The sequence below is a fragment of the Saccharopolyspora sp. 6M genome (assembly GCF_020176775.1).
GTDB lineage: Bacteria > Actinomycetota > Actinomycetes > Mycobacteriales > Pseudonocardiaceae > Saccharopolyspora_C > Saccharopolyspora_C gregorii.
The window spans coordinates 39,775-52,530 of sequence record NZ_JAIUJZ010000026.1 but is presented as its reverse complement, the minus strand read 5'-3'; the positions used below and the strand labels follow the sequence as shown (position 1 = coordinate 52,530).

2 protein-coding genes are annotated in these 12,756 nt (G+C 75.5%); both read left to right on the top strand.

Annotated features, from left to right (window positions below; all coding sequences use genetic code 11):
• Window positions 1-1,606: 1,606 nt before the first annotated feature.
• Window positions 1,607-10,546: a type I polyketide synthase gene (locus LCD31_RS04790; RefSeq protein WP_224956222.1), complete on the top strand. Its 8,940-nt coding sequence runs from the start codon at window positions 1,607-1,609 to the stop codon at window positions 10,544-10,546.
• Window positions 10,546-12,624, top strand: coding sequence for a type I polyketide synthase (locus LCD31_RS04785; RefSeq protein WP_374108068.1), 2,079 nt, complete (start codon window positions 10,546-10,548; stop codon window positions 12,622-12,624). Before LCD31_RS04790 ends, LCD31_RS04785 begins: the two co-directional genes overlap by 1 nt.
• Window positions 12,625-12,756 lie beyond the last annotated feature (132 nt).

Here is a 12,756-nt window from a genome sequence, read left to right as displayed (position 1 = left end):
CGGGCGGCCGCGCGGGCCGGAGCGCCCTGCGGCCACCCCCGCCTTCGGCCGTCCGCCGCCCCCCAGCTCCTGTCCGCCGCGGGGGGGCGGGGGCGGCGCGGGGGGGGGGGGGGGGGGCGCCCGCGGGCCCGGACGGGCACGCGAAAGGCCCCAGCCCGCGCGCCGTGCCCGTCAGGTCACCGGGCGCTAACCTGGCCGGATGGGGCCGGACCTCGGCCCCATCCCTCCCGTGCTTTCCGGGGCCGGGCGCGGGGCGCAGTTCTGGTGGTCTCGGCGTGTGCTCACAGTTGCGATTCCTGCATTCCACTGCTCCGAGATCAATGCCATTGCTCCGTTCGGATCAGCCCCGGTTCGGGAACGGCTCAGAGAATCAGTTTCTGCGTTACTACGAGTTCTGATCGCTTTGGTCCGAATGGTGCACGGGCCACCTCTCCGCTGGGCTCGCTCACATCTCCGGATGAGGTGCTGATCATCACATGTGAAATGGTGGGCGATTACCCGGATGGAGGTTGCTTCGGTGGGGTCGTGACGGCCGGTGCGCAACAACTCGGACGATAATTTCGTGCTTGACAAATGGGGTAGGCCGATCGAATGATTAGTTGGTGTTCGCAGTTCGTCCAGCGCCTGAACGGGCGGCGCCTGGTCGGACCTGCGGACGCGTGCATCCGCGCTGCTGCGGGTCGATTCGGGTGCGTCCGCTCGCGGTGTGCCAGCCGTTCTCGGCGGCGGAGGGTTGTGACATGTGTGAGAGGGGCTCGCCGAGCCCGCACGGCGGTGTTCCGGGCGCCGCCGGTGGGTGGTGCGGCTCGTGCGGACGCCGCGTGGGCGGGACGAGCGCGCGGTGGCGTTCGTCGGACGGGATTGCCGGAGTTCGTCGTCGTGGATCGTTCACGCTGGTGGGAAAGCTGTCGGGGCTTTCTCCGGGCGAGGTCGGCCCCGTCGGTCCGCCGGGCTCCCGGTCCGGCCGCGCCGGGCCGCTGATGACGGCCGCGGCGCGGCGGGCGCTCGGGTGCCGTCGGGGCGCCGGAGCGGTCCGGGGCCGGGTGCCGCACGCCCGCGGGCGTGCGGTGCCGCTGCCGGGCGCGCCCCGGCGGAAGTGGTCCGGGCGGTGGGGCGCATCGTTCTCCGCGCAATCATCCGCCATTTCGGCTGCGGTGCCCGCATCGGGACGGGGCCGAAACCCGAATTCGTCCCGGATCGCGGACCGGGAGTCGTCGGCGATCGATTCCTCGAATGGTTTTCCGCTTCTCGATCAGAATGTACTCGTATCGTCGGAGTTCCGCCCGCCGCGATGTCGGAAACCGTTCGACCGGGCCCCGACCAGCGATCTTCGGCCGGAGGGGGAGACGTGCGGGTTGAGCTCTCCGACCGGTCCGATCGCCGTTCCCGCATCGTGTCGTCGCGCGGTTCGGCGCGGCACGTCACCGCCCGATCCTGTGCTCGACTCCTGAAATCGCGCCAGCGGTCGTCGAACACCGCGGGCTGAGAGCGCGTGGTCTCGTGCTGCCACGACCGGGATTCGCCATCCCGGTCGTGCGGCGCGAACGCGCCCGGCCGGTGCACCCAGAGACATCCCTCCTCCTATTCGACAGGGGAACGACCGACGTTGGACCAGACATTCGCGACTCCGCTGCTGTTCACCGGTGCCGACCTGGACTCCGTCCGCGACCGGGCCGCGCGCATCGGCGCGTGCCTGCGGGACCCGGAGCTGGAGCCGCACGACGTCGCCGCGGCCCTCGCGTCCGCCCCGGCGGGTCCCGCCCGCGCCGCGCTGGTCGCCGCCACGCGCGCGGAGGCCGTGCGCGGGCTGGCGGCGCTCGGCGAGGGCCGGCCGTTCCCCGGTCTGAGCACCGGCGTCGTGCGTCCCTCGCCGGTCGCCTTCCTGTTCACCGGGATCGGCGTGGAGTGGGCGGGCATGGCCGCCCCGCTCATCGCCGCGCACCCCGAGTTCGCGGCGGTCGTGGACCAGGTGGACGCGGTGGTGGCGCCCGCGCTGGGCCGGTCGCTGCGCGCCGTCCTCGAAGGCGGCTCGGACGAGGCGGAGCTGCTCCGCCGGATCGACTGGGCGCAGATCGCGCTGTTCACCGTGCAGGTCGGCCTGTGCGCGGTGCTGCGCGAGCGCGGCCTCGAACCGGCGTACGTGCTCGGCCACTCGGCGGGGGAGCCGGCCGCGGCGCACGTCGCGGGCGTGCTCGACCTGGACGACGCCGCCCGGCTGCTGGTGGCCCGGGCCCGGCTGATGCGCACCCTGCAGGGCGGCGGCGCGATGGTGTCGCTGCAGGCGGGGGCGGAGGAGGTCGCCGCCGAGCTGGGCGAGCTCGCCGACGAGGTTTCCATCGCCGTCGTGAACGGCCCCCGCGCCACGGTGATCTCCGGAGCCGCCGACCCGGTGCTGGAGGTGGCCGCGCGGTTCGAGGAGCTGGGCCGCGGCGTCAAGTGGCTGGACGTGGACGTCGCGGTGCACTCGAACCGGGTCGACCCGATCCTGGCCGAGCTGGCCGACGACGTCCGCGACCTGACCTTCACCACCCCGCGCGTGCCCGTGGTCTCCGCCGTCGCCGGTGCCGCCGACGACGCGGTCGCCACCCCCGGCTACTGGGTGCGCAGCCTGCGCGAGCCGGTGCGGTTCGCCGACGGCATCGGCTGGCTGCACGAGCGGGGCGTGCGCACCTTCGTGGAGATCGGGCCGGACGCGGTGCTGAGCTCGATGCTCGCCGGCTGCGTGCCCGCGCACGACGACGTGGCGGCGGTGCCGCTGCTGCGCAAGCGGCGGCCCGTCGCCGATTCGCTGGCCGCTGCCGCGGCGCAGCTGCACGTGCGCGGCGTCGACCTCGCCCCGCTCGCCGCGCCGCCCGCACCGTCCGGGCACGCGCTGCGGTGCGCGCGGTTCTGGCTGGACGGCGGCCCGCTTCCGGAGGGGCACGCCGAGGCCGAACCGGGCCCCGCCGGGGCCGCCGACCTCGCCGAGCTGGTCCGCGCGCACGCCGCCGGAGTGCTCGGCAAGGCCACCCCGGAGGAGGTCGACGCGACCACCAGCTTCTTCGAGCAGGGCTTCGACTCGGCGGCCGCCGTCGAGTTCTGCGCGCTGCTCAACCGGGACGCGGGCCTCGACCTGCCGGTGGCGGCGCTGTTCGACCACAGCACCCCCGCCGCCCTGGTGGACCACCTGGCGGGGCTGCGCGACGGCGTCCCGGCGGTGACCGGTGCGCGCACCGCGGACCGCACGGACGCCGACGACGAGCCGATCGCCATCGTCGGGATGGGCTGCCGGTTGCCCGGCGGCATCGCCTCGCCCGAGCAGTTCTGGGAGGCGCTGCTGGCGGAGCGGGACGTGGTGTCGTCCTTCCCGACCGATCGCGGCTGGACCGAGGACCTCTACGACCCGGACCCGGACCGCGGCGGCCGGACCTACGCGTCGGCGGGCGGGTTCCTGCACGACGCGGCCCTGTTCGACGCCGAGTTCTTCGGCATCTCCGAGTACGAGGCGCAGGCCATGGACCCGCAGCAGCGGCTGCTGCTGGAGGTCTGCTGGGAGGCCGTGGAACGGGCCGGGATCGTCCCGGAATCCTTGCGGGGCAGCCGGACCGGCGTCTACCTCGGCGCGACCGCGCAGCCGTACGGGCCGGCGCTGGACGAGTCGGCGGGTGCGCTGGACGGGTTCGTGCTCACCGGCACCACGCCGAGCGTGCTCTCCGGGCGGGTGGCCTACCAGTTCGGCTTCCACGGCCCGGCGCTGACCGTGGACACGGCGTGCTCGGCGTCGCTGGTCGCGCTGCACCTGGCGGTGCAGTCGCTGCGGCGGGGCGAGTGCTCGATGGCGATGGCCGGTGGTGCGGCGGTGCTCGCCACGCCGGGGATGCTGGTGACCTTCGCGCGGCAGCGCGGGCTCGCCCCGGACGGCCGGTGCAAGGCGTTCGCGGCGGACGCGGACGGCACCGGCTGGGGCGAGGGCGCCGGAGTGCTGCTGCTGGAGCGGCTCTCGGACGCGCGGCGCAACGGGCACCCGGTGCTCGCGCTGGTGCGCGGCAGCGCGGTGAACTCGGACGGCACCTCGAACGGGCTGACCGCGCCGAACGGGCTGGCCCAGCAGGAGGTGATCCGCTCCGCGCTGGCCGGGGCGGGCCTGTCCGCGTCCGAAGTGGACGCGGTGGAGGCGCACGGCACGGGAACGCGGCTCGGCGATCCGGTGGAGGCGCGGGCGCTGCTGGCGACCTACGGCGCCGACCGCGCCCCGGAACGCCCGCTGCGGCTCGGTTCGGTGAAGTCGAACGTCGGGCACACCCAGACCGCGGCCGGCGTCACCGGGCTGATCAAGATGGTGCTGGCGCTGCAACACGAGGTGTTGCCCCGCACGTTGCACGTCGACGCGCCCTCGCCGCACGTGGACTGGGACGCGGACCGGATCGCGCTGCTCACCGAGCGCACCCCGTGGCCGCGGGGCACCAGCCCGCGCCGGGCCGGGCTGTCCGCGTTCGGCATCAGCGGCACCAACGCGCACGTGATCATCGAGGAGGCGCCGCCGGTCGAGGCCGGGCCCGAACCGGACGACGACGGGGTGGTGGCGCTGCCGCTGTCGGCGAAGACCGCGCCCGCGCTGGCCGAGCAGGCGCGCCGGTTCGCCGCGCACCTCGCCGCCGCGGACCGCCCGGCGCTGCGGCAGTGGTCCCGGGCGATGGCCCGGCGCTCGTCGTTCCCGTGGCGCGCGGTCGCCGTCGGCGGCTCGGCGGCGGAGCTCGTCACCGGGCTCACCGCGCTCGCCGAGCAGCGGCCCGCGCCCGGCGCGTGGTCCGGTCGCGCCCTGGACGGCCGCACCGCGGTGCTGTTCTCCGGGCAGGGCAGCCAGCGCGTCGGGATGGGACGGCTGCTGCACGCCGAGCACCCGGTGTTCGCGGCCGCCTTCGACGAGGTGTGCGCGCTGTTCGACGCCGAGACCGGTGGTGATCTGCGCGCCGTCATCGCCGACGACGAACGCGCCCTCACCCGCACCGGCTGGGCGCAGCCCGCGCTGTTCGCGATCGAGGTGGCGCTGTTCCGGCTGCTGGAGTCCTGGGGCCTGCGCCCGGACGTGGTGCTCGGGCACTCGCTGGGCGAACTCGTCGCCGCGCACGTCGCCGGGATCCTCGACCTGCCGGACGCGGTCCGCGTCGTCGCCGCCCGCGCCCGGCTGATGGAGGCCGTGGACGTCGACGGGACGATGACCGCGCTGGAGGCCACCGAGGACGAGGTCCGCGCGGTGCTCGCCGAGCACCCGGACGGGATCGCCGTGGCCGCCGTGAACGCGCCGCGCAGCACCGTCGTGTCCGGCCGCCGCGAGCTCGTCGAGTCCGTGGCCGGGCGTTTTTCCGCGCAGGGGCGCCAGGTCTGGCCGCTGCGGGTCAGCCACCCGTTCCACACGCCGCTGATGGCGGGCATGCTCGACGAGTTCGGCGCCGTCCTGCGCACCGCGACGTTCCGGCGGCCGAACCTGCCGGTGGTCTCCAACGTCACCGGGGAGCTCGCCGACGAACGCATGTCCGCACCGGACTACTGGCTGGAGCACGTGCTCGGTGCGGTGCGGTTCGCCGACGGGGTGCGCACCGCGCGCGAGTTCGGTGCCCGCACCTTCGTCGAGGTCGGGCCGGGCGCGGCGCTCACCGTGCAGGCCCGCGCGTGCCTGGCCGAGCTGGACCCGGCCGCGGTCGTGGCCGCGACCCTGCGCCAGGGCCGGGACGAGACCACCGCGCTGCTGCACGGCGTGGCGCAGCTGCACGTGGCCGGGCAGCCGGTCGACTGGGACGTCGTCGCGGGCCCGGGCGGCGGCACCGCGCTGCCGCAGCTGCCGACGTACGCCTTCCAGCGCAAGCACTTCTGGCTCACCTCCTCGGGCCGGAGCACCGGTGTCGCCGAGTTCCCGTCCGCGCCGAGCGTTCCCGCCATCGACGGCCTCACCGGCGAGCAGCGGCGCGCCCGGCTGCTGGAGCTGGTGCTGGAGCAGACCGCCGCGTGCCTGGGCACCAGCGAGCGGGACCAGGTGGAACCGGGGCTGACGTTCGCCGAGACCGGGCTCGGCTCCGTCGGGCTGCTGGAGCTGCGGAACCGGCTGGTCGCCGCCACCGGGCTGGAGCTGCCCGCCGCCGCGGCCTACGACCACCCGACGCCGCGCGCGCTGGCCGAGCAGCTGGGCCGGCTCGACCCGGCCGTCCGGCAGCGGGCCGAACCGGTCGCCCGCACCGAGGTCGTCGAGCCGCGGCCCGCCGACGACGGGCCGGAACCGATCGCCATCATCGGCATGGCCTGCCGCTTCCCCGGCGGGGTCACCACCCCCGGCGAGCTGTGGGACCTGGTCGCCGAAGGCCGCGACGTGGTCTCCGAGTTCCCCACCGACCGCGGCTGGCCGACCGGCCTGCACTCGCCGGACCCGGACCGGCCCGGCAAGACCTACTGCACCCGCGGCGGGTTCCTGCGCGACCCGGCGATGTTCGACTCCGACTTCTTCGGCATCGCGCCGCGGGAGGCGCTGGTCACCGACGCGCAGCAGCGGCTGCTGCTGGAGACCTCGTGGGAGGCCTTCGAACGCGCCGGCATCGACCCGATCTCGTTGCGCGGCAGCGACACCGGCGTCTTCGTCGGCATCACCTATCAGGACTACACGCCGCGCTGGGTGGACCGGCCGCGCGCGGTCCGCGACCACGAGGGCTACCTGCAGAGCGGCACGGCCAGCAGCATCGCGACCGGGCGGCTGTCGTACTTCTTCGGCTTCGAGGGCCCGTCGATCGGCATCGACACCGCGTGCTCGTCCTCGCTGGTGTCGCTGCACCTCGGGGTGGAGGCGCTGCGCGGCGGGCAGTGCGGGTACGCCCTCGCCGGGGGCGCCACGGTGATGCCGACGCCGCAGCCGTTCGTCGAGTTCTCCCGGCTGCGCGCGCTGTCCCCCGACGGCCGGTGCAAGTCGTTCTCCGCGGACGCGGACGGCACCGGTTGGGGCGAGGGCGCGGGCGTGCTGCTGCTGGAACGGCTCTCCGACGCGCAGCGCAACGGGCACAAGGTCCACGCGGTGGTGCTGGGCACCGCGGTCGGCGCCGACGGCGCCTCCAACGGGCTCACCGCCCCCAACGGGCTCGCGCAGCAGCGCACCATCCGCACCGCGCTGCGCACCGCGGGGATCTCCGGCCGGGACGTCGACGTCGTCGAGGCGCACGGCACCGGCACCAAGCTCGGCGACCCGATCGAGGCGCAGGCGCTGGTCGAGACCTACGGCCGCGACCGGGCGCCGGACCGGCCGCTGTTCGTCGGCTCCATCAAGTCGAACATCGGGCACCCGCAGACCGCCGCCGGCGTCGCGGGGGTGATCAAGCTGGTGGAGTCGTTCCGCCACGGGGTGCTGCCGAAGACGCTGCACGCGGACGAACCGACGCCGCTGATCGACTGGCCCAGCAGCGGGCTGTCGCTGCTCGCCGAGCAGCGGTCCTGGCCCGCGACCGACGGTCCGCGCCGCGCCGCGATCTCCGGGTTCGGCATCGGCGGCACCCTCGGGCACGCGATCCTGCAGGAGCCGCCCGCACCGCAGCGGCCCCGCCCGGCCCCCGCCGGTCGTCCCGTCGCCTGGGTGCTGTCCGGGTACACCGCCGCCGACCTGCAGGACCAGGCGCGGCACCTGCTGGAGCACCCCGAGCTGGACGCGCACCGGGTCGCGGACGTGGCGCACACCCTCGCCCGGCGCACCGCGTTCCGCTGGCGCGGCGTCGTCGTCGGCTCTTCGGTCGAGCAGCTGCGGGAGGGCCTGGAGCTGCTGGCGCGCGGGTGCACCGGGAACGGCGTGTGGTCCGGGCAGGGCCGCGACGCGCCCGCCACCACCGCGTCCGGGCCGCTCGAAGACCTCGCCCAGCGGCACGTGGACGGCGCGCCGGTGGACTGGACGGCGGTGTTCCCGACCGGCGAATTCCTCGACGAACTGCCGACCTACGCGTTCCAGCGGCAGCGGTACTGGCTGGAGCTGGACGCGGGCGAGCCGAGCACCGGGCACCCCTTCCTGGACGAGCCGATCGACCTCGCCGACGGGTCCGGGGCGGTCGTGAACGGCCGCGTGTCGGTGGCCGCCGAGGCGTGGCTGGCCGATCACGTGCTGCGCGGCGACACGATCTTCCCCGGCACCGGGCACGTGGAGCTGGCGCTGCGCGCCGGTCGCGAGCTCGGCTGCCCGCGCCTGGTCGAGCTGACCCACCACAGCCCGCTGCTGCTGCCCGACGACGGGTACCGCCGCATCCAGGTCTCGGTGGGGGCGCCCGGCGCGGGTCGGCGGCGGCCGTTGAAGATCCACTCCGCGGCGGCGGGCGGATCGGAGTGGACGCTGCACGCCTCCGGTGAGCTCGGCCCCGACGCCGAACCGGTCGAGGTCCCGTCCGTGCAGTGGCCGCCACCCGGCGCGGAAGCCGTGGACGTCGCGGCCATGTACGAGGGCTTCACCGAGCGCGAGTACGAGTACGGGCCCGCCTTCCGCGGCGTGCGCGCCGCCTGGCGCACCGGCGACGAGGTCACCGCCGAGGTGGCGCTGCCCGCCGACGTGGCCCGGGACGCGGGCGAACTGGTGCTGCACCCGGCGCTGCTGGACGCCTGCCTGCACGCGATGGGCGTGCTCGACGACGGCGACGACGTGCGGGTCCCGTTCGCGTGGAGCGGCGTCACCGCAGCGGACGGCCCGCCCGCCGGCGAAGTGCGGGTGCGCCTGACCAAGGTGCGGCCGGACACCGCGACGCTCGTGGTCGAGGACCTCTCCGGGCGGCTGGTGCTGGCGGTGGACGCGCTGACCTTCCGCTCGTTGCAGACCGACCCCGGGGTGAACCTGCGCGACGTGCTGTTCGCCCAGGAGTGGGTGGCCGTCGAACCCGCTTCCTGGCCCGCGTCCGGCCGGCCCGCCGTGGTCGAGGTCGACGGAGATCCGGCGGCCGCGTTCGCCGCGCTCGGCGCGGACGGCGTGCTGCCGGAACTGGTGGCCGTCGCGCTGCCGGAGTTCGGCGCGGCCCGGATCGGCGACGACGGGCTCGCCGCGGCGACCCGCGCCGCGATCGGCTCCGCGCTGGAACTGGTGCGGGCCTGGCTGGCCACGCCCGGCGCCGCGGCCTCCCGCCTGGTGGTGGTGACCCGGGGAGCGGCGGACGTCGGCGGCGGAACCGTCGGCGACGCCGCGCACGCCGCCGCGGCCGGGCTGGTCCGCAGCGCCCAGTCGGAGCACCCCGACCGGTTCGTGCTGGTCGACGTCGAGGAGCACGACGGGCTCGCGGACGTGCTCGCGGAACTGCCCGACGGCGAACCGCAGCTGGCTGTCCGCGACGGCCGCTTCCACGCCGCCCGCCTCGCCCGCACCGCCGGGGGTGGCGGCGACGTCCGGCTGGACGGCGGCACCGTGCTGCTCACCGGCGGCACCGGCGGACTCGCCGCGGAGATCGCCGCGCACCTGGTGGCGGCCTGCGGGGCGACGCACCTGGTGCTGGCCAGCCGCCGCGGTCCGCGCGCCGCCGGGGCCGAGGAGCTGCGGGCCCGGCTGCTGGAGCTCGGCGCCCAGCGGGTCGACCTCGCGTCCTGCGACGTGACCCGGCGCGAGCAGGTCGCGGACCTGCTCGGCTCGATCGACCCGGCGCAGCCGCTGATCGGCGTCGTGCACCTCGCCGGGGTGCTGGCCGACGCCACCGTCGGAGGGATGACCGCCGAGCAGATCGACCGGGTCGTCGCGCCCAAGGTGGACGCGCTGGTGCACCTGCACGAGCTGACCGCGGGTGCCGACCTGCGGATGTTCGCGACCTTCTCCTCCGCGGCCGCCGCCGTCGGCTCCGCCGGGCAGGGCAACTACGCCGCCGCCAACGCCTTCCTGGAGGCGGTGACCGCGCAGCGCCGCGCGGGCGGGCTCGCGGGCACCGCGCTCGCGTGGGGCATGTGGGCCACCGAGGACGGGATGCGGGGGCAGGTCGGCGACGCCGACATCGCCCGGTTGCACCGCTCCGGGTTCCGGCCGATCACCACCGCCGAGGCGGTGACCGCGTTCAGCGCCGGGATCTCCGCGGACCTGCCGGTGCTGCTGCCGGTGCCGGTGGAGCGGGCGCAGTTGCGCAGGCTCGCGGGCAGCGGTGGGCTCCCCGCGCTGATGCGCGGCATCGCCCCCGCCGGTGCCGCGGACGGATCGGCCGCGTCGTTCGCGGAGCGGGTGCGCGGGCTGCCCGGGCAGGCCCGGCTGGCCGCGGTCGTGGACGTGGTCCGCACGCACGTCGCGCGCATCCTCGGGCACGATTCGGGCTCCCAGGTGGACGTGGGCACCGCGTTCTTCGACATGGGCTTCGACTCGCTGTCCGCGGTGGAGCTGCGCAACGAGCTGGCCACCGCCACCGGCACGTCGCTGCCGCCGACGCTGCTGTTCGACCACCCCGACATCACCTCCGTGGCCGAGCACGTGCTCGACCGGCTCGCCCCGGAACCGGCCCCCGCGCCCGCACCGGCGGAACCGGAACCGGTGTCGGCCATCGCGGAGATGACCGCCGACCAACTCGTCGCCATGGCGCTGAAACAAGGTGATCGCTGATGACCGAGCAGCTCGTCGAAGCCCTCCGGGCCGCGTTGCTGGAGAACGAACGGCTGCGCGCCGAACGGGCGCGACCCGCCGAGGAGCCGATCGCCGTGATCGGCGTCGCCTGCCGCTACCCCGGTGACGTGGGCACCCCGGAGCAGCTGTGGGACCTGGTGGCCGGGGAGCGGTGCGCCGTGGGCGACTTCCCCACCGACCGCGGCTGGCCGGCGGACCTGTACGACCCGGTGCCCGGGCGCCCCGGCAAGTCGAACACCGAACGCGGCGGGTTCATCGACATCAAGGGCTTCGACCCGGAGTTCTTCGGCATCGAGCCCGACGAGGCCCGCATGATGGACCCGCAGCAGCGGCTCGTGCTGGAGGCGTCCTGGCACGCGTTCGAGCACGCCGGAGTCGACCCGACCTCGCTGCGGCGCAGCTCGACCGGCGCCTACGTCGGGGTGATGTACAACGACTACACCGCGCGCATCGACGCGGCGGGCCTGAACCACGACGAGAACTACCTGACCAGCGTGACCAGGAGCGTCACCTCCGGGCGGGTGGCCTACGCGTTCGGCCTGGAAGGGCCCGCGGTCACCGTGGACACGGCGTGCTCCTCGTCGCTGGTGGCGGTGCACCTGGCGAGCAACGCGCTGCGCGGCGGGGAGTGCTCGCTGGCGCTGGCCGCCGGGGTGACGTCGATGGCCTCGCCGTCGATGTTCCTGGAGTTCAGCAAGCACGGCGTCGCCGCCGACGGGACCTGCAAGGCGTTCTCCGCCGACGCCGACGGCATCGGCTGGGGCGAGGGCGTCGGGGTGCTGGTCCTGGAGCGGCTGTCCGACGCGCGCCGCAACGGCCGCCGGGTGCTCGCGGTGCTGCGGGGCAGCGCGGTCAGCCAGGACGGGGCGTCGAACGGGCTCACCGCGCCGAACGGGCGCGCCCAGCAGCGCGTCATCGAGGAGGCGCTGGGCCGCGGCGGGCTCACCCCCGCCGACGTGGACGCGATCGACGCGCACGGCACCGGGACTCCGCTGGGCGACACGATCGAAGCGCACGCCCTGCAGGCCGTCTACGGCCGGGGCCGCGCGGCGGAGCACCCGCTGTGGCTCGGTTCGGTGAAGTCCAACCTCGGCCACACCCAGGCCGCCGCCGGGGCGGCGAGCCTGATCAAGATGATCTGGGCGATCCGGGAGGGCGTGCTGCCGAAGACGCTGCACGTGGAGCGGGCCTCCACCGACGTGGCGTGGGACGGCGGGGGAGTGGCGCTGCTGCGCGAATCGCGGCCGTGGCCGGAGGTCGGCAGGCCGCGCCGCGCCGCGGTCTCCGCGTTCGGCATCAGCGGCACCCTCGCCCACGTCATCGTCGAGCAGGCCGAGGAGCAGGACGTGCCCGCGTCGACGGCACCCGCGGGCACCACGCCGTGGCTGCTGCACGCGCGCACCGAGCGGGGCCTGCGCGCGCAGGCGGGCGCGCTGGCCGGGGCGATCGAGGACGCGGGCGATCCGCTGACCGCCGACGTCGCCGTCTCGATCACGCCGCGACGCGGATTCCCGTGGCGGGCGGCGATCCTGCCCCGCAGCACCCCGGACGGGGTGCGCGCGTTGCGGGCGCTCGCCGCGGGCGCGGACTCCGCCGACGTGCCGGTGGGCGACCGCACCGCGCGGGACGTCGTGCTGGTGCTGCCGGTCGCTCTGCCCGGCAAGGCCCAGGTGGAGCTGGCCGCGGAACTCGCCGACTGGGGCGTCCGTCCGAACCACGTGGTCGCCGCCGTCGAGGCGGGGTCGGTGGCGGCGGACGTCGCCGCGGCCGCCGGGCTCGGACCGGACGCGGTCACCACGACCGGTGACTGCGCCGGGGCCGTCCGGGAGCGGACCCGGTCCGGCACCTGCTCGGCGGTCGTGCTCGGCACCGGCGGAGAGCTCGCCGGGAACGCCGACGTCATCGCACTGCCGGAGCACGGCGGGCCCGAAGCGCTGGAACGGGTGCTGGCCTGGCTGCACGTCCGCGGAATCCCCGTCGACTGGCGGCGGACGGGAACCGGAACCCCGATCCCGGTGCCCGGACACCACTTCGCACACCAGGAGTTCTGGGTCTGAAAACGGGTTCCGCCACCCGGTGCCGGGCCTTCAACTCGGTTTGCGTAGCACTCGGGTGGCGGAACCACACTGCTCGTCTTCAACTTGCGCCGCGGGTCGTGTCCGTTGCTCGTCAGCGGCGAAGCCGCTGAG

Bases quoted from the DNA above. Each gene is read 5' to 3' on its own strand.
- LCD31_RS04785 (WP_374108068.1), top strand. From the start codon at position 10,546: ATGACCGAGCAGCTCGTCGAAGCCCTCCGGGCCGCGTTGCTGGAGAAC.